Source organism: Dapis hubbardiae BLCC-M172 (assembly GCF_050016015.1).
Lineage (GTDB): Bacteria > Cyanobacteriota > Cyanobacteriia > Cyanobacteriales > Microcoleaceae > Trichodesmium.
The window spans coordinates 28,855-48,907 of the sequence record NZ_JBNHEQ010000148.1 but is presented as its reverse complement, the minus strand read 5'-3'; the positions used below and the strand labels follow the sequence as shown (position 1 = coordinate 48,907).

The following is a 20,053-nucleotide window of genomic DNA, read 5'->3' as shown; positions in this document are numbered from 1 at the left end:
GGTGAGATAGAAGAAGCGATCGCCTATTTCCAGCAAGCCATAAAATTCAATCCATATTTGGCAGATGCTTATCAAAAATTAGGGGATGTCTTAGTTGAAAAAGGTGAATTAACAGAAGCAATCAATTATTATCAAAGAGCAATTGAACTGAAACCTCACTTATGGGTAGTTCATCATAAACTAGGGAAAGTATTTCAGGAAATAGGAGAGTTAGATACAGCAATTAGTAGTTTCCGTTTTGCTATAGAAATTAACCCTAATTTTCCCTGGTCTTACAAAAAATTAGGAGACATTCTGTTTCAACAAGGAGGATTAGACGAGGCAGAAAAATCTTATCAAAAAGTTATTGAATTAAAGTCTGATGTTTGGGATGCCTACCGAAAATTAGTCGAGATTCTGCTACAAACAGGAAAATTAAATGAAGCTATTACTAGGTGTATGCAGGCAATAAAAATTAATCCTAATTTAACTTGGTTTTATCAGAGATTAGAAGAAAATATATCAAAATTAGAACAGCAAGACCAAGTTGTGAATTATTACCGAGACTTAGTAAAAATTCAACCACAAAATATCAAATTGCTCCATAATCTAGGGGATAGGTTAGCAAAACTTGAGCAGTGGGATGAAGCAATTATTATTTACCGTCGTGCTTTAGAGTTAGAAGCAGATAATCATTTATTTCATAGAAAATTGGCAGATGCTTTACAAGAAAAAGGTTTATTAAAAGCAGCAATTTATAGTTATCAAAAAGCCATAGAAATTAATCCTAACTTTTCTTGGTCATATTATAGCTTAGGAGAGGCATTGAGAAAACTGCAAATGTGGGATGAAGCAATTATTAGTTACCGTCATGCTTTAAAGTTAGAAGCAGATAATCATTTATTTCATAGAAAATTAGGAGATGTTTTACAAGAAAAAGGATTATTAGATGAAGCAATTTATAGTTATCAAAAAGCCATAGAAATTAATCCCAATTCTTGCTGGCATTATGGAGCATTAGGAAATGCTTATGTTCAACAGGATAATTTGTCTGAAGCTTTACCTTGTTTAATTCAAGCCTTAAAAATGAGACCAGACCACTATGAAGTTAATCAAAACATAGGGTATATTCTAAAAAAAATAGGTCGCCAAGAAGCGGCTTGTATCTGGAAATCTCAGCAAAGATTACCGAAAGATTGGCTTAAAAAATTTTTCAATTTAACAGGAGATTGGGAAGTTACCTCAGACTCTCCACAAACAAATATTACTCGGATAAAAATCTACTCAAATACTCAATTAAATCTATTGCCATCTCAAACAATTGAAGCAAAAAAGCATCGTAATTTCCAAGATAAAAAAGTTAATTCAGGTGAAGCATTTATAGCTGTACTACCAGAAGGAAGAGGTTGTGTTGATTTAGCAACAAGTGCAGTTATTTCCTCAGACAATAAATTGGTAAGAGATGTTTCTACAGGTTGTGCTGAAGTTATTTTTTCTTCTGGAGAATTACCTCCCATTCATTATATAGATGGTACAGTAGCATTTTTATCAGCAAAATGGGGAGGATTTGTATATTATCATTGGATGTTTGATGTAGTTATGAGAATGGATTTATTACGCCGGAGTGGCTGGATATCTATGATAGATAAATTTGTTTTTAGTAGATGCGATAAAAAATTTCATCAAGAAACATTAGAAGCACTAAAAATTCCTGAAGAAAAAATTATTGAAAGTAGGTTTGTTCCTCATATAAAAGCGAAAAAATTAGTAGTTCCATCATTCACTATTAAACAAGGGGGTATCAGAAGTCCTAAATGGGGTTGTGAATTTATCAGGAATCTATTTTTAAAGTCAGAGAATATTCGTAAAATATCAGAACAGCCCAAACGAATATTTATTAGTAGAAAATTAGCTTCATGGCGAAGAGTAGTCAATGAAGATGAAGTTGTCAGTTTATTGGAAAAATTTGGTTTTATTAGCTTGACTCTAGAATCATTTTCCATAACAGAGCAAGCTACATTAATGTCAAAAGTTAAAGCAGTAATAGCGCCTCATGGTGCTGGGCTAACAAACCTAGTATTTTGTAGTCCTGGAACAAAAGTGATTGAATTTTTTTCTCCCCAATATATTAATCCTATATACTGGAAAATTAGTAGTTTATGTAATCTTTCATATTACTACTTAATAGGTGAAAATTTTGAGAATGATAACTTAGATAAAAAGTCGTGGACACCCGATATTATTGTGAATTTGAAAAAGTTACTAAAAATTATGAAGTTAGCAGAAGTAATTTAATCTCATCACTAAAAAAATGTAAGCATTCAGCGATTAGCATTTCCGTTCTGAAATCCTGCGCAAACAGCTTTCAGGTTTTCCTGGTAAATACTTTTACATTCAGCTTTTGAAAGTAATAACTACTAAAGTTATAAAGTTAGCTGATGACTAATTTCATTAGCATAACTTTTGATTTTCCTTTCATATCTGATAGCTGATGGCTATTTAGCTTCGCGACATAAAAAGCCTAGCTATGACCCAGGAGGCAAGAGGCTAGCTGAGGGCTGTTTGCGCAGCATTCCGTAGGAAATGCTTACAAAAAAACTCAAAATTAGGATGATAAAAATGAAGTCAAAAATATCTACAGAGGATTTACATCAACAGGCTCAATTGTATTTAGCCCAAGGAAAATTAGAAGAAGCAATGGCAGCTTGCAAACAAGCATTAGAAATGGAGCCTAATTTTCCACTCATCTACAAAATATTGGGGAATATTCTGCAAAGAATTGGTGAAATAGACCAAGCAAAAGAGTGGTATATCAAAGCTATAAATCTAGAACCAAATTGGGCAGAAGTTTATGCAAATTTAGGCAGTTTATATGCTCAACAAAAAAAGTGGCAATTAGCTATTGAATGTTATGACAAAGCCATTAAAATCAAACCAAAGGTAGCAGGTTTTTATCGGAATTTAGAGAAAATATGGCAGTGTTTAGATAAACCAGATTTAGCTACAAAATGTAAGTATCAAGCACTCAAATTAGAACCTAATTCGGCCACAGCTTGCGAACACTTACAGTTAGGTAAAAAATTATTAGAGCAGCAAGAATTAGAAGCAGCGATCGCTTGTTTTGAACGTGCCTTAGAGTTTAACTCATCTTTGACAATTGGATATCAAAACTTAGGAGATGCTTTAGTTGAGAAAGGGGAGTTGAAAAAGGCAATATCTTGTTATCAAAAAGCTATAGAATTACAACCAAATAAATGTTTTATTCACCACAAATCAGGTAAAGCTTGGCAAGAAATGGGAGAAATAGATAGAGCAATTACAGAATTTAATCTAGCCATAGAAATAGACCCTAATTTTCCTTGGGCTTATCGCAATTTAGGCGATATTCTACAACAAAAAGGAAATTTAGAAGCAGCCGAAAAATGTTATAAAAAACTGATAGACCTCAAACCTAATACTTGGAATGCGCAACTAAAATTAACCAATATTCTGCTACAACAAGGAAAATTAGAAGCAGTTATTAATTTGTGTAAGCAGGTGATAGAAATTAATCCTAATTTAACTTGGCCTTATCAAAAATTAGGAGATAATCTACAAAAATTAGGTCTGGATGATGAAGCTGTCAATTGTTATCACAAATTAAAAGAAATCGAACCAAATAATATAAAATGGCACTCTAGTTTAACTCATATTTTGATGAAACTAGAAAAATGGGATGAGGCGGTGGATGCTTTTTATCAAGGTATTGAACTCAATCAAAATTTATCTTGGTGGTACTATAATTTAGGGGAAGCACTGAGAAAAATGCAAAGGTTGGATGAAGCAATTCTCGTTTACCGTCGTGCTATAGAATTAGAATCGGATAACCATTTATCTCATAGAAGATTAGCAGATATTTTTCTAGAAAAAGGTTTATTAGATGAAGCAATTTCTAGTTACCAAAAAGCTATAGAAATCAACCCCAACTTATCTTGGTCACATCACAACTTAGGGGAAGCATTGAGGAAAATGCAAAGGTTGGATGAAGCAATTCTCGTTTACCGTCGTGCTATAGAATTAGAAGCATATAACCATTTATTCCACAGGAGATTAGCAGATGTTTTTCAAGAAAAAGGTTTATTAGATGAAGCAATTTCTAGTTACCAAAAAGCCATAGAAATTAATCCCAAATGCTATGGGCATTATACAGCATTAGGAAATAGTTACATCAAACAGAAGAATTGGTCTGAAGTAATACCTTGTTTAATCGAAGTCCTGAAAATGAGACCAGACATGGAGAATATTCACCAAAACATAGCATACGTCTTAAAAAAACAGGGTCGTCACGATGAAGTTCGCATTTGGAAATCTCAGAAAAAATTACCCAAAGATTGGCTCGAAAAGTTTTTTAATTTAACAGGTAATTGGGAAGTTACCTCAAACTCTTCAACAACTAATATTAGTAGCATAAAAGTCTCGAAGTCTAGTCAAATAAATCTCTTGCCCTCTCAAACAATTGAGCCACAAATTTATCCAAGTTTCCAACATAAAAAAGCCAAGTTAGCAGCAGCTTTTGTCACAATAGTAGCAGAGGGAAAAGGATGTGTTGATTTAGGAACAACTGCAGTTATTACTTCAGATAATAAACTTGTCACAGATATTTCAACAGGTTGTGCTGAAATAATGATATCTTCCTCTCAATTACCCCCAGTTTATGAGATTAATGGAACTGTAGCTTTTTTACCAGTAAATCTGGGAATAAATAATTACTTCCACTGGATGTTTGATGTATTTGTCAGACTAGACTTATTACGAAGAAGTAATCTAATGTCTACTATAGATAAGTTTGTTTTTACTAACTGTAGTAAAAAGTTTCAAAAAGAGAGTATAGAAGCTTTGAAAATATCTCCAGAAAACGTCATAGAAGCTCGCTTATTTCCCAAAATTAAAGCTAGGGAATTAATAGTTCCGTCACTAATGGGTAGGCAAGGTAGTCTTAGGCTGACAAAATGGGGCTGTAATTTTTTAAGAAGTTTATTTTTAAAACCAGAAAATATTGATAAATTAGCTAGCAAACAAGAACGTATATACATTAGCAGGAAGCTGACACCATACCGGAGAATTTTTAATGAAGAAGAGGTAGTTAATTTACTGGCAGAATTGGGTTTTATTACTGTGACTCTAGAATCAATTTCAGTAGCGGAACAAGCGTCACTTATGGCAAGTGCTAAAATAATAATTTCTCCTCATGGTGCAGGACTGACAAACCTAGTCTTTTGTAGTCCAGGAACTAAGATAATTGAAATTTTTTCTCCAAAATTTATTAATTCTATATATTGGCACCTAAGTAATATATGTGGCTTGTCACACTACCATTTAATATGTGAAGATTATGAGGATGGTAGCTCAGTAGAGTATTCTTGGGGACCAGATATTGTTGTTAATTTAGAGCGACTACTAAAAATCCTGAAACTAGCAGGAATTTAATCATTATACCTCTAGCAAAAGTTTAAATTAAATCAATTCAAGATATGAAATAAACAATTTAATTTCTCTATTCCCTATTCCCTATTCCCTATTCCCTGACTTCTGCAAGAAGTATAGTATATAAACATGAATTATCAAATATTTGTATTAGATTTATATCATCAAGCAGAATCTTATTTTGCTCAAGAAAAATTAGATGAAACAAAAATTATCTGTGACAAAATAATTGAGATACAATCAGACTTTGCTCCTGCTTATAATACTCTGGGAAAAGTTCTACAAGCAATGGGTAAATTAGACTTAGCAAAAGAGAATTATCAACAAGGGATTTCCATAAATCCAAATCTAGTAGAAGCTTATACTAATTTAGGTAATTTACATTTCCAACAAAAACAATGGTCTCTAGCAATTACAAGTTATAGTCAGGCACTTAATTTAAACAAAAATCAAGCAGAAATTTACCATAAATTAGGAGAAGCATTACTGCAATTAGAAAAATGGGATGAGGCAGTCATTGCTTATAGAAAAGCAACGGAACTAAATCCAAATTTTCCTTGGTCTTACCATAAATTAGGAGAAGCATTACTGCAATTAAAAAAATGGGATGAAGCTGTTATTGTCTACAAAAAATTTATTGAACTAAATCCAGATTTTCCTTGGTCTTACCACAAATTAGGCACAGCTTTATTGGAATTAGAAAAATGGGATGAAGCCATTATTGCCTACAGAAAATTTATTGAACTAAATCCAGATTTTCCTTGGTCTTACCACAAATTAGGCACAGCTTTATTGGAATTAGAAAAATGGAATGAAGCTGTCAAAGTTTATCGTCGCGCTATTGAATTAAACCCTAATTTATATTTGCCTTACAAAAATTTAGGGGATGCTTTAATGCAATTATCAAAATACTCGGAAGCAGTAACAGTCTATCGCCAAGCCATAGAAATAGACCCTAATATAGATGTAACTTACTACAATTTGGGTAATGCTTTAGTAAAACTTGAAAGATATTCAGAAGTAGTAGTAGTCTATCGTCAAGCCACAAAAATTCATCCTAATTCCTATTTATATTACAATCAATTAGCAACAGCATTAGTTAAGTTAGCCGAAGTAGAAAAAACTAGACAATTTGATATTTATAATGAAGCAGTCGGCTGTTATAACACTTTAATCAAATTTCAACCTCAGCAAAGAGAAAATTATCATAAATTAGCAGATATTTTGCAAAAGCAAGGAAAATTTGAGGCAGCAATTGATAGTTATATGCAGGCTATAGAATTCAAACCTGACTTACCTTGGTCTTATAATAATCTAGGAGAAATATTAGTAAATTTAAAAAGATGGAATCAAGCAATTTTTACATTTTTGACTGCCTTAAGTATCGAACCAAATATGCCTTGGATATCTCAAAAACTGGGAGAAGCATTAGCACAAATATCTCAAGGTAATTTAGAGAATAAAATTAGCTATTATTGTCAGGCAATACAAAACGAACAGACAGAAATAATTAACTCTAAATTAGTGCTGAGTCTACCGCGAAATTCAGATTTATATCTATATTTAGGAAATGTTCTGATAGAAAAAGAGCAATATAAAGGAGCAGTAATTATTTATAATATGGCTTTGCAACTTAAAGTACATGATCGAGAGATTATAAATCAACTCCAGAAAACTTTAGAGAAACAAGCTGAGTTAGGAAAAGAAGTAGAAAGATGTCGTATAGCTATTAAACAAAACCCAAAATCTTCTAAACTTTACTATGATTTAGGGATAGTTATAACTCGACAAGAAGAGTGGGAACAAGCAAGTCTGGCTTTCCTCAAAGCAATTAAGTTAAAACCAGAAACAAATTGGTCTTATAGTCGTTTCTGGAATTACTTAAAACAGTCAGATAAACTTCAAGAAGTAGTAAATTTTTACCGTAGAATTCTGCAAAAAAAACCAGACTCTATTTTCTCTTACTTAAACTTAGGAGAAGTTTTGACTGAACAAGGAAAAATAGATGAAGCTATTCCTTCTTATCGGACAGCTTGTTATCAGCAAACTTTAAAATCTCATCCTGATTTTGTGAACAGATATTGGCATCAGGAACAAGTAACACATCCTAACTTTATTATTATTGGTACTGGCAAAAGTGGCACTACCTCTCTATATAATTATCTGACTCAACATCCTCAAGTTTTACCTGCCATTAAAAAAGAAATATATTTTTGGTCTAGATACTTTGATAAAGGAATAGATTGGTATTTAGCTCATTTTCCTCCTATTCCAGAAGAAACAAAATTTTTAACTGGAGAAGCAACTCCTACCTATATTAATAGTTGGCATACTCCAGAAAGACTATTTAGTATTTTTCCCAAAATTAAGCTGATTGTAATTTTGCGAAACCCAGTAGATAGAGCAGTTTCTCACTATTATCACGAAGTCAGATTAAAGATGGAAAATAAATCTTTATCAGAAGTAATTTCTGAACAATTAGAAAGACTAAAAAAAATCCCTACTTCTGCCCTCGAAGAAGCTTACTGGAATCACATATCTTATTATGTAAGTTATGGAGTTTATGTAGAGTTCCTCAAAAAATGGATGACTATTTTTCCCAGAGAACAATTCCTGATTTTGAGCAGCGAAGACTTTTATCAAGAACCAGAAACTACTATGCAAAATGTTTTTAAATTCCTTGATTTACCAAAACATCAGCTCAAGGATTATCAAAAATTAAATTCTGGCTCTTATCCTAATATTCCTCCATCAATTTATTCTATTTTAAGTGATTATTTTCAACCATACAATCAAAAACTTGAAGAGTATCTAGGTATGAAATTTAATTGGGAATAATCATTTTTAAGCATTCAGCCTTCAGCTAGCCTCCGTAGGAGGAATTACGTTAACAGCTATTAGCTATTAATTCATTGCTTTTAGAGCAGGAATTAGTATTGAGAGAATTAAAAGTATGGCAAAAAAAGTGACCTTGACTACGAGAAGTATATATTTATTATTTATCAAACAGCTAAAAGCTAACCGCGAGCTAGCTGAATGCTTACTTTCCTTTTTTTCTATTTATTCATTTACTCTGATTTACAAAATTATATTCTGAATTTTGATGTCTGACTCCTATAATCAAATTTACCGTAATAATTCAGCTTTTAGCTATGCTCCTGTACAGGAACTTTGTTAACAGCTATGAGTTATTAACTCATTATTTTGGCAGAAGAAGTTAGTCTCCAAGAAGAATTAAAAGTTATTCAGAAAAAGTCATCAGCTAACCTTTGTAGTTATTACTTTCAAAAGCTAACTACTAACTGCTAATAGCTTTTTAATAAACTATGTAGCTCATACCATTTATCCATAAAGTTAGGCTTAATATAAAGATGATAATAGTTAGTTTAATAAGGTCTGAGCAACAATTATTAAGCCCATTGTTACAGAGAAATGGTATCAATAGACTATTATAGACTATTAAGGTTCACTGATAGACTTTTAGCAAAAAAAGAGGTATAAAGCCTCCCCTTTTAAGGGGATAAAAAAAAATCAACTTCAGTATTTCAAGCCTCTGGGTTTAGCCAGAGGTACTGTTAACTGATAACTGATAACTGTTAACTGATAACTGAAATGACCCAGACTTTTAACTTTTTGAAAGATGTCAACTGCTTTTTCCTCTTTTAAAGGTAATGAAGCTGATAGCTGTTAGCGAAGCTCCTCTGTTAGCGCAGCTCCTCCGCAGGAGGCAAGAGGCTAGCTGACCGCTGAATACTTACAATTTACCTATAAAAATTTACGAAATTCAGATATGTCTTTCAACCAAAATTTTCAAAATTTAATATTGCCTAAACAACAAGAAGCTAAAATTTACTTATCCCAGGGAAAATTAGAAGCAGCTTATGAAATTTGTCAAAGCATCTTAGCAGATTCACCTAACTTTTATCCCGCCTACAATACTCAAGGAAAAGTATTACAAGCAATGGGAAAAATAGAATCAGCAATTACCAGTTATCGCCAAGCAATACAATTAAATCCTCAAGAAATTGAAACTTATAAAATATTAGGAGATATCTTAGTCAAACAAAAACAATTATCTGAAGCGATAGCCTGTTATGAAACAGCTATTAAATATAACCCAAAAGTCTCATTATTTCATCATAAATTAGGATTAGTCTTCATAGAACTAAAAAATTGGGATAAAGCAGTAAACGCTTTCTGTCGTGCAATTCAATTTAATCCTAATTTTGCCTGGTCTTACCATAAATTAGGAGAAGCTCTAACTCAACAAAAAAAATGGAATCAAGCAGTTATTGTTTATCAACGTGCTATTGAAATTAAACCAGACTTATATTAGTCTGATCAATATTTAGGAAATGCTCTAATTAAACAAGGAAAAGTGGTCTGAAGCTGTGCCAGTTTACCAATTTGCTATTACTCACAAACCAAAAAATAATTTTTACCAAGTATTAGGATATTCTCTCAAACAACTATGTCGGCTAGATGAAGCTGCTACTATTTACCAAAAAGCAATTCATATTAAACCAGATAATTTTAGAAATTATGAAGCATTACTAGAAATTTATATGCTACAAAATAAGTGGTCTGAAGCAAGTGTTTATTTAAGAAAATTCCTGCAAATTAACACAGATTATCAAAATTTTGGTATTAAACGAGGATATGCAAAAGAGAAGGTCATTGCTCTAACTTATGATGATGGACCTACAATCTATACTAAGCAGATTCTAGACATTTTAGAGAGTTACCAAGTTAAGGCTACTTTCTTTGTTGTTGGTAAAAATATTGAAAAGTATCCGGAGCTGGTGAAGTTGACTTTAGCGAGAGGACATGAACTAGCTAACCATTCCTACAATCACATAAATATGTCAGTTGCATCTCCAGAATTAATCAAGTCAGAAATTGAAAAAACAGATCGGTTTTTACGCCAGTTAGGTGTTACTAGCACCATTAGATTTAGACCACCTTATGGACAGCAATCGCCGGAGCTTCTCAAACTCCTACTCCAGATGCAAAAACAACTGATTATGTGGGATGTGAGTTCAAGGGATTATCTGCAAAAACATACCCAAGAATCTATGGTGAATCGAGTAATAAATCATGTGAGAAATGGTTCAATAATATTATTACATGACAGATTTTCTAAAACTGTAAAGGCTACTGAAATCATAATCAAAAGTTTAAAGGCTAGGGGATATTCTTTTAAAACTATTGACGAAATTTTAACTTAATATTTCTAGGAAAATTTACAGTGAATCAGGAAACATCGGCTATCAATTTCAACCAAACAGCAGAGTTTTACTTATCCCAGGGAAAATTAGAAGCAGCTTATGAAATTTGTCAAAGCATCTTAGCAGATTCACCTAACTTTTATCCCGCCTACAATACTCAAGGAAAAGTATTACAAGCAATGGGAAAAATAGAATCAGCAATTACCAGTTATCGCCAAGCAATACAATTAAATCCTCAAGAAATTGAAACTTATAAAATATTAGGAGATATCTTAGTCAAACAAAAACAATTATCTGAAGCGATCGCCTGTTATGAAACAGCTATTAAACACAACCCAAAAGTCTCTATATTTCATCATAAATTAGGGTTAATCTTCATCGAACTAAAAAATTGGGATAAAGCAGTAACAGCTTTCTGTCGTGCAATTCAATTTAATCCCAACTTTCCCTGGTCTTACTATAAATTAGGAGAAGCTTTAACTCAACAAAAAAAATGGCATCAGGCAGTTATTGCTTATCAACGTTCTATTGAAATTAAACCAGACTTATATTGGTCTTATCAACATTTAGGAAATGCTCTAATTAAACAGGGGAAAATAGATGAAGCGATCGCCTATTATCAAGAAACTATTCAACGGCAACCCCACCTTGATATATTTTATAAATCATTAGCGGATGCTTTAGTCGAAAAAGATGAAATTGATGCAGCAATTTCTAATTATATTAGAGCTATTGAGTTAAATCCAGATTCTCCTTGGTCTCATATATGTTTATGGGAAATATTCCTCAAAAAAGACAAATGGAATGAAGCAATTATTACTTATCAAGAGGCAATTAAACTTAACCCTAATGCTTTTTGGTTATGGACTTACTTAGGAAATGCTTTGGTTAAACAAGGAGATTTAGAAACAGCAATTACTTGTTATAAAAAAGCCATTAAAATTCAACCAGAAATATATGAAGTTCATAAATTATTAGGAGATGCTTTTGTTAAAAATAATCAGTGGGAAGCTGCCACAAATTCCTACTTGCAAGCCATTTCTATTAACTCCGAAATTTCTTGGGCGGATAGTGGATTATCAATACTATTAAAGACGTTACATAAAACGAATAAATTAGACGAAGCTGTAAAAATATATCGGCATAAAATTGAAATTAATCCCCAATATATTTTGACTTATATAAATTTAGGGCAAATTTTAACTAGCCAAGAAAAAATTGATGAAGCTATTGTTTCTTATCAAACTGCTTGTCACCAAAAAATTTTAAAATCTCATCCTAATTTTGTGGAAAAGCACTGGAATTTAGAACAATTAAAAAAAGCCGTAAGAAAACCTGATTTTTTAATTATTGGAGTAGGCAAAGGCGGTACAACTTCTCTTTATACTTACCTGACTCAACATCCACAAGTTTTACCTCCTATTTTGAAAGAAATAAATTTTTGGTCTGGCAATTTTGAGAAAGGAATAGATTGGTATTTATCTCATTTTCCTCCCATTCCCAAATCAGAAAATTATTTAACAGGTGAAGGAAGTCCCGGATATTTTGGTAACTTGGAAGCTGCAACTAGAATTTTTAGTTTCTTTCCTAAAATAAAGTTAATTATACTTTTGAGAAATCCTATAGACAGAGCAATTTCTCACTATTATCATTGGGTGAGATTAAACAAAGAAAATCGTGATTTAGAAACGGCAATAAATTATGAATTAGAGATTTTAGAAAATTTTAGAGACAGCTCAAATTTTTGCTTAAATCATTGGCAGCAAAATTTGTATTATTTAGCTCCAGGAGTTTACATAAAATTATTGGAAAAATGGATGGCTATTTTTCCCAAAGAACAATTTTTAATCCTAAAGACGGAAGACTTTAATACCAATCCAGCAAATATTATGCAGCAGGTTTTCAAATTTTTAGATTTGCCAGATTATCAAATTCCAGATTATCAAAAATTCAATATAGGTTCTTATCCTAATATCAAAGACTCTATCCGGCAAAAAATGAGAAATTTCTTTCAAGATTCTAATCATAAATTAGAGGAGTATTTAGGTATCAAGTTTAATTGGTAATACTCAGCCTCTACTAACAGTGGAAATGGAGTTTATTTCCCAGATTGTTTGAAAATGGTTATAGTAGAGAATAAATAATAACTTTATTCCTGTTACTAGACAAAATTATGGCATTACTAGAAGATTTAGAAAGACAATTTGAACAGGAATATAGATAAATATCAGGAGGATATAAATATGCCTTGATTAAATAGAAGAGAATAAAGGATAAAATAATAACGAATATAGCAAAGAATGTTACAAACTTCGGCAAACCCTTTGATTAACATTTGGCAGAAACAGTTAGGATAAATTCTACCAAATTTGTGGGAAGCTATTAATGGAATTACGGAGATTTATTATTTATTTCCTGCTAAAACTTTTTCAACTAGAGTTTGAGTTTTCCGATAGGGAATAACTTCAGCAATTATTATCTAATCAAAATTATCAAAATTAAAGGAGTAATTATACTACAACAAATTAAACGGATAATTTATAAGGTAATGCCAGTTTGAAAAAATATTCCTAGATTAACTTTTTTTAGTAAATGTTAGTAGTCAGGTAGGATTTATAGAGGTCTGGCGACGTCAAGAAGTTAGGAGCATAGAAGGCTTGATTTTAGTAGTATGGTCAGATTACTTTTGAGTATAAATTTTTCCCTATTCTCTCTCTTTCTCTGACTGCTGCTTTTTTGAAAAATTCTATCCAAACTGCCAATCAACTACTACGAATTAGCAGAAAAATTCCGAGAACAACAACAGTGGTATAAATCTATTACTACCTATCGCCAGACAATCAAACTCAACCCGACTTTTTCTTGGTATTACTATAAATTAGGGCAAGCTTTGACTCAACTACAAAACTGGGAAGAAACTATTACCGCTGACCAACAAGCTATCAAACTAAATTCTGATTTTTCTTGGTCTTACCACCACTTGTGAGTAGAGATTTTTCCCTATTCTCTCTCTTTCTCTGACTGCTGCTTTTTTGAAAAATTCTATCCAAACTGCCAATCAACTACTACGAATTAGCAGAAAAATTCCGAGAACAACAACAGTGGTATAAATCTATTACTACCTATCGCCAGACAATCAAACTCAACCCGACTTTTTCTTGGTATTACTATAAATTAGGGCAAGCTTTGACTCAACTACAAAACTGGGAAGAAACTATTACCGCTTACCAACAAGCTATCAAATTAAATCCTGATTTATTGCCTCTCCTTTTAAGGAGAAAAAAGTGCTCTTGAATTTCCTTATTTTCAATCCTCCAGGGTAAAACCAGAGGTAATTATCCATTATCAATTAATGAACGCTTACCAACAAGCTATCAAATTAAATTCTGATTTTTCTTGTTCTTACCACCACTTGTGAGTAGAGATTTTTCCGTATTCTCTCTCTTTCTGTAACTTCTGCTTTTTTCAAAAATTTTATCTAAACTACCAATGAACTACTACGAATTAGCAGAAAAATTCCGAGAACAAAAACAGTGGAAGGAAGCTGTTACTAACTACCCCCAGGCAATAAAATTAAACCCTAATTTTTCTTGGTATTACTATAAATTAGGGCAAGCTTTGACTCAATTACAAAACTGGGAAGAAACTATTACCGCTTACCAACAAGCTATCAAATTAAATCCTGATTTATTGCCTCTCCTTTTAAGGAGAAAAAAGTGCTCTTGAATTTCCTTATTTTCAATCCTCCAGGGTAAAACCAGAGGTAATTATCCATTATCAATTAATGAACGCTTACCAACAAGCTATCAAATTAAATTCTGATTTTCCTTGTTCTTACCATCACTTTTGAGTAGAGATTTTTCCCTATTCTCTCTCTTTCTCTGACTGCTGCTTTTTTAAAAAATTCTATCCAAACTGCCAATCAACTACTACGAATTAGCAGAAAAATTCCGAGAACAAAAACAGTGGAATGAAGCTGTTACTAACTACCGCCAGGCAATAAAATTAAACCCTAATTTTTCTTGATCTTACTATAAATTAGGGCAAGCTTTGACTCAAGTACAAAACTGGGAAGAAACTATTACCGCTTACCAAAAAGCTATTAAAATCAATCCTGATTTTCCTTAGTCTTACCATCACTTTTGAGTAGAGATTTTTCCCTATTCTCTCTCTTTCTGTAACTTCTGCTTTTTTCAAAAATTCTATCCAAACTGCCAATGAACTATTACGAATTAGGAGAAAAATTCCGAGAACAACAAAAGTGGGAGGAAGCTGTTACTAACTACCGCCAAGCAATAAAACTCAACCCGACTTTTTCTTGGTCTTACTATAAATTAGGGCAAGCTTTAACTCAACTACAAAACTGGGAAGAAACTATTACCGCTTACCAACAAGCTATTAAACTCAATCCTGATTTTCCTTGGTCTTATCATCACTTAGGAAATGCTTTACTTCAACTAGAAAAATGGGAAGAAGCAGTTAACACCTACCAGAATTTTCTTCAACTAAATTCTGATAATTGTTGGGCTTACCATAAATTAGGAGAAGCTTTATTTAAACTAGGAGAATTTGACCAAGCAATTCTTTCTTATCAAAAAGCAATTAAACTCAATCCAGAAATTAAAGGTACTCATCAAAAATTAGCAGATATTCTGTTTCAAACTGGAAAACTAGAAGCAGCAGAAACAGCATATCGTCAGGCAATAAAACTTAATCCAGAAGTGGTTTGGTATCGCCAATGTTTGGGAGATGTCTTACTGAAACAAAAAAGATTAGACGAAGCGATCGCTACTTATTTAGAAGTTGCTCAAATTACTCCTAATCTAACTTGGATGCACCTACAGTTAGGAGATGCTTTTGCTCAACTTTGTCAGTCAAATTTAGACGAAACTATCAATTACTATTGCCAAGCTATTAAAAATCCAGACCTATATCCAATTTATCAAAAATCACTATATCTCATCAAAGCAAATCCAGAACTATACCTGGAATTAGGAAATTATCTAGCACAAGAAAATCAAATTTATGGAGCCATCATTATTTATTACCTGTTGCTAGAAATATTACCAAATCAAATAGAGATATATCGGCAACTCGGCAAAATATTCCGGCAAAAAATTAAACTAGAACAACAACTCAATTCATTTTATTCTGCCGTTGAAGCTAACCCAGATAGTCAATTTTACTATCACTTAGGATTAGCATTAACGAAACAACAAAAATGGTTAGAAGCTACCATTAATTATTATCGTGCTATAAAACTTAATCCTGATTTTGCTTGGTGGTCTGATATTCGTATGTGGGAAACTTTTAACAAGCAAGATCAACTCCAAAAAACAGTTAATTTATTTCAAGAATTTATTGATTCTCGAAATAACTCAGTATGTCATTATCTCAACTTAGCTGAAGCTCTAACTCAAGTAAATAGAAAGACTAAAGCAATAGAAATTTATCAAACTGCCTCTCAACAACAAATTAAACAAAACTATCCTAACTTTTTTCTAAAATCCCAAAAGTTGGCTAAAATCTCCCTCCCCAATTTTCTCGTAATTGGAGTTAAAAAAGGGGGAACTACATCTATTTATCATTATCTGATTCAACATCCACAAATTTTACCAGCTATTAAAAAAGAAATTGATTTTTGGTCTTTCCATTTCCATCGAGGTTTAGATTGGTATCGGGCACATTTTCCAGCAATTCCAGAATCAGAAAAATTCTTAACAGGAGAAGCAAGTCCTAGTTATTTGGATGCTCCAGATACTCCTGCTAGACTATTTCATTTTTTCCCAAAAATTAAACTAATTGTTCTATTAAGAAATCCAGTCGATAGAACTATATCTAACTATTATCACGAAGTCCGTTCAAACGCAGAGAATATGTCTGTTGAAGAAGTAATTCATTCTAGACTGGAAAAACTGATAAAAATTTCATCTAGTCTAGTCAAAGAAAAAGATTATTGGAATTATCAGGGAGATTATATAGCCTCTAGTGTCTATCTAGATTGGCTGCAGAAATGGTTAAATATTTTCCCCAGAGAACAGTTGTTAATTTTGCCTAGTGAAGAATTTTATAATGACCCGAAAAACACCATGAAGCAAGTTTTCAATTTTCTCGGTTTGCCAGATTATCAAATACAAAACTATCCCAAATTAAATGCTGGTTCTTATACATCTATCAGTGAGTCACTTCGACAAAAGTTAAGCGATTATTTTCAGCCTCATAATCAGCGTTTAGAGGAATATTTAGGTATGAAATTTAATTGGTAGAAGTAAGTAACAAGGAAAAAGGAAGTAGGCTTTAGTTATCTAGGATAGAAGGATTCATTAATTGATAATTGATAATGGATAATTGATAATTACCTCTGGTTAAAACCTCTACGGAATTGAATATCCCGAAATTCAATAGCACTTTTTTCCCCTATCCAAGGGGAGGCTTCAAGGCGCGAATTATTTAATTATTAATTATTAATAATTCGGTAAATATTGAAAAAACAAACAAAAGGTAAAAATGATTGAGATGGCTTTCTCAAATGAATTTAAAGCTATTTTTAAGCATCTCTGATCAAATAGAAAAATTTAGTAGATAATTTCAGCGAGAATGCTCCACATCCCTGTCGCGATCGCCTCTTTTTCTTGCCTGAAAAAATAAGCTTTGTGCTTTAGAACTAGAGACATTTAGATAGGGCTTGCTGATTAAATATCAAAGCATTTACAGAGAAAGGTTTTAGCCTTTTTATATCTGGAAAAAGTATCTAGTTTTCAGCTCTTTATCCTCAAAAAGGAGCGCATTTTGGGCAAGAGTTGAGCAAAAAAATTACTCCCCTGCTCCCCTACTACCCTACTCCTTAAAAAAGACTTTTTCAGTAAACCCTAGATATTAAGTATCTTAGCTCTATATCTTATATTCATCATTTTGTCAAATTATATAATTTCTTGAATATTTATACTTGTCTGAATTTTGTTTTTTTGAGCTTTTTTTCCTAGGCTCAAAATTGCTAAATTTGAGGTGTAATTAACGATAATACTTGATTGTAGAGTGTTAAAGATTAGTCTTTTTTGAGGTTTAGACACAACATTGGCACAATACCTTATGTACAGGATATGATACCAAATCTCTGAAATAACGCAAGCTCGTGAAATAATTTGTCACAATCTTTGAAAAATGAGGATGATGAAATTTATAAAAACAATCTCAAAATATAATTTAATTAGTAAAATTTATATTGAGTGTTCAGTATAAAATTCTAGAATATTCTGATTATCATCTTGACTAATACCATTTTAGTTGACCAAATTTTCACGGCACATTGCTTGGTCAAAATAGTGTAACTCAAAGTAAAAATAACATTTAGCTATCAGCTATTAGCTAGGGTTTGCGGAAAAAGTATGTATGGGTTCCGGTAGGAGTCAGGAATTAGGAGTTAGGAGTTATACGATTTCTCAAAAATCTTGCTATCTTTGATTGAGTGGAGAAATATGGGAATTGTGGGAGGTGGGGAGGAGAGAAAAAGTAGTAGTAATAATCACTAACGCTCCTAATAATTGTCAAAAACAGACTTTGAATTTTGGTAACTACTTGAGTGTTGAAGTATAGCCGAAGTATATCATTACTTTTGGTAATTGGTATTAGGGGAATTTATAGAGGAGGTAGGAGGAAGAATTGTCTCTGAATTTTTCCAATCTTGTCTGCCTAAAATACTGACTTTTTGAGTTTTTTAGACTGAAAAGCTGGCACTTTTTTTGACCTCAAAAAGCACTTGCTTTTATCTGTAAATGCTTTGAGAATTAATTAGCAGCCCTAGCTATTGAAGAAGGAGTCAGGAAACAGAATATGAGAGACAGAATAATTAGTTGGGGATTCTCAACCCCAACCAATTGTAGACACCACGGGTGACGATGGGGATTTATACCCCATAAAGCTTCCAGCACTGTTTTTTTGTGATAACAAGCATTTTTAACTTCAACCTACTTATAACTACTTAAAATTTGAGACAGAAGTAACTTTAGCAATTGCTTCTAACTTCATTCTCGACGGATAGTTACCTTCTTTTTTAACTCGCTTAACTTCTGCTTCTGAAATATTCAATTTCAAGTATTTAGCTATTCCTCGGAGAATATCACTTCTATCAATTATTCCTGCTACTGCTCCAGCAGGAGAAAGTACAGTTATTTGATTTTGTTGATGAAATTCCATAGTTTTAATAACTCCTAATAAACTAACCTCTTCTGACACAGTAACCATCTGATTTAGAGGGCAAATAATCATCCTTAAAGTTTGAGTATCCCGATAACTTTTTTCAATATAGCGAATAGCATCAGCATAAACAAAACCAAGATAACGACCCCTCTGAGCAGCAAAATAAGTTGAAAATTTAGAACCTTTGAAAATGTATTTATCGGCAAACTGACTGAGAGTTAAATCTGCATCTACTACACGAAAATCTTGAGTCATTACCTCTAGAGCTTTAATATTAATTAACGCTGACTGTAAATCAGTTATGTGCTGATAAATTCTGGCATTACGCATAGCAAACCAGCCAATTAATCCAATCCCAAAAATACTATAATCTCTAGTCATCAAAACTACTATCAACCCTAAAATAATTCCTAACCATCCTAAACCTTTACCACTTTTAGCTGCCCATCTTACCCCTGTAAAACGACTACCAGTTATTTTCCAAATAGTCGCTTTTAATATCTCTCCGCCATCCAAAGGTAAGCCAGGAATTATATTAAAAATCGCTAAAATTAAATTTATTTCTGCTACTCTACTCATTAACTTCCCAACTAAACTTGATGTTGGGAATATAAAACTTGTTAAACCTAATAAAAAGAATAAAACTAAACTAACCAAAGGTCCGGCGATCGCTACTTGAAAAGCTTCTCCAGGATTTCTATAATCTCGATCTATTGAAGCAACTCCACCAAACAAAAATAACGTTATGGAATTAACCTTAATTCCTTGAGAAATAGCAACTAAACTATGACCTAATTCATGTAATACTACGGAGAAAAATATTAGTATAGCAATTACCAATCCAGCACCCCAAGCTAAAAAAATCCCCTTTTCTTGGTAATCTTGACTATTGATGTATATTGCCCAAAGTAAAATAACTAACCACGAGTAATCCAGAAATAAAGGGATACCAAATAAATTGCCTATTTTCCAACTTGCCTGCATTAATTCGTTGTTGATTTTTTATTAAAATAGGGAATAGGGAGTAGCTTACAGGGATATGTTTTTTACTTTCTGGTTGTGACTAGACTTGGAGGACTTGGTGATCAGGTAAAAAGGGAGAAAAAAGCGCATATATTAAGACAAATGTGAATTTTAATTTTCCAGCTTTTGTACTTCCTTGTCTACCTTTTTACTTTCCCCCTCTC

12 protein-coding genes and 1 pseudogene are annotated in these 20,053 nt (G+C 32.4%); 12 read left to right on the top strand and 1 reads right to left on the bottom strand.

All coding sequences use genetic code 11. From position 1 onward, the window contains the following. The 12 genes and pseudogenes from ACP6PK_RS13145 to ACP6PK_RS13090 all read left to right on the top strand — a co-directional run. The coding region (locus tag ACP6PK_RS13145) for a tetratricopeptide repeat protein (RefSeq protein ID WP_426559983.1) at positions 1 to 2,274 on the top strand (2,274 nt) is incomplete at its 5' end. Between the two features lie 324 nt (positions 2,275 to 2,598). Then, entirely contained in the window at positions 2,599 to 5,445 is a 2,847-nt protein-coding gene (locus tag ACP6PK_RS13140) for a tetratricopeptide repeat protein (RefSeq protein ID WP_426559982.1), read from the top strand. A gap of 126 nt (positions 5,446 to 5,571) precedes the next feature. Beyond that, positions 5,572 to 8,280, top strand: coding sequence for a tetratricopeptide repeat-containing sulfotransferase family protein (locus tag ACP6PK_RS13135; RefSeq protein ID WP_426559981.1), 2,709 nt, complete (start codon positions 5,572 to 5,574; stop codon positions 8,278 to 8,280). A 952-nt stretch (positions 8,281 to 9,232) separates the two neighbouring features. Then, positions 9,233 to 9,778 (top strand): tetratricopeptide repeat protein, encoded by a 546-nt coding sequence (locus tag ACP6PK_RS13130; protein ID WP_426559980.1) that lies wholly within the window; start codon positions 9,233 to 9,235, stop codon positions 9,776 to 9,778. A gap of 55 nt (positions 9,779 to 9,833) precedes the next feature. After that, positions 9,834 to 10,670: a polysaccharide deacetylase family protein gene (locus tag ACP6PK_RS13125; RefSeq protein WP_426559979.1), complete on the top strand. Its 837-nt coding sequence runs from the start codon at positions 9,834 to 9,836 to the stop codon at positions 10,668 to 10,670. Between the two features lie 20 nt (positions 10,671 to 10,690). Continuing rightward, entirely contained in the window at positions 10,691 to 12,736 is a 2,046-nt protein-coding gene (locus ACP6PK_RS13120) for a tetratricopeptide repeat-containing sulfotransferase family protein (protein WP_426559978.1), read from the top strand. A gap of 677 nt (positions 12,737 to 13,413) precedes the next feature. Further along, the gene (locus ACP6PK_RS13115) at positions 13,414 to 13,656 is read left to right on the top strand and encodes a tetratricopeptide repeat protein (protein ID WP_426559987.1); all 243 of its coding nucleotides are present in this window, start codon (positions 13,414 to 13,416) and stop codon (positions 13,654 to 13,656) included. A gap of 53 nt (positions 13,657 to 13,709) precedes the next feature. Next, positions 13,710 to 13,964: a tetratricopeptide repeat protein gene (locus ACP6PK_RS13110; protein ID WP_426559986.1), complete on the top strand. Its 255-nt coding sequence runs from the start codon at positions 13,710 to 13,712 to the stop codon at positions 13,962 to 13,964. A 195-nt stretch (positions 13,965 to 14,159) separates the two neighbouring features. Further along, positions 14,160 to 14,396 carry a tetratricopeptide repeat protein gene (locus ACP6PK_RS13105; protein WP_426559977.1) on the top strand — a complete coding sequence of 79 codons (237 nt, stop codon included), beginning with the start codon at positions 14,160 to 14,162 and terminating at the stop codon, positions 14,394 to 14,396. Between the two features lie 177 nt (positions 14,397 to 14,573). Beyond that, positions 14,574 to 14,696 (top strand): tetratricopeptide repeat protein, encoded by a 123-nt coding sequence (locus ACP6PK_RS13100; protein WP_426559985.1) that lies wholly within the window; start codon positions 14,574 to 14,576, stop codon positions 14,694 to 14,696. 15 nt (positions 14,697 to 14,711) lie between these two features. Continuing rightward, positions 14,712 to 14,798: pseudogene (locus ACP6PK_RS13095) on the top strand (tetratricopeptide repeat protein); the annotation flags it as partial. A gap of 89 nt (positions 14,799 to 14,887) precedes the next feature. Then, on the top strand, positions 14,888 to 16,936 hold the full coding sequence (locus ACP6PK_RS13090; RefSeq protein ID WP_426559976.1) for a tetratricopeptide repeat-containing sulfotransferase family protein: 2,049 nt from the start codon (positions 14,888 to 14,890) through the stop codon (positions 16,934 to 16,936). 1,708 nt (positions 16,937 to 18,644) lie between these two features. Here ACP6PK_RS13090 and ACP6PK_RS13085 read toward each other — a convergent pair. Next, the gene (locus tag ACP6PK_RS13085; protein WP_426559975.1) at positions 18,645 to 19,850 is read right to left on the bottom strand and encodes a site-2 protease family protein; all 1,206 of its coding nucleotides are present in this window, start codon (positions 19,848 to 19,850) and stop codon (positions 18,645 to 18,647) included. Positions 19,851 to 20,053 lie beyond the last annotated feature (203 nt).

Excerpts from the sequence above, each read along its gene's own strand:
- ACP6PK_RS13105 (WP_426559977.1), top strand. The coding sequence starts at position 14,160 with ATGAACTACTACGAATTAGCAGAAAAATTCCGAGAACAAAAACAGTGG.
- ACP6PK_RS13135 (WP_426559981.1), top strand. The coding sequence starts at position 5,572 with ATGAATTATCAAATATTTGTATTAGATTTATATCATCAAGCAGAATCT.
- ACP6PK_RS13090 (WP_426559976.1), top strand. The coding sequence starts at position 14,888 with ATGAACTATTACGAATTAGGAGAAAAATTCCGAGAACAACAAAAGTGG.
- ACP6PK_RS13140 (WP_426559982.1), top strand. The coding sequence starts at position 2,599 with ATGAAGTCAAAAATATCTACAGAGGATTTACATCAACAGGCTCAATTG.
- ACP6PK_RS13085 (WP_426559975.1), bottom strand. The coding sequence starts at position 19,850 with ATGCAGGCAAGTTGGAAAATAGGCAATTTATTTGGTATCCCTTTATTT.
- ACP6PK_RS13130 (WP_426559980.1), top strand. The coding sequence starts at position 9,233 with ATGTCTTTCAACCAAAATTTTCAAAATTTAATATTGCCTAAACAACAA.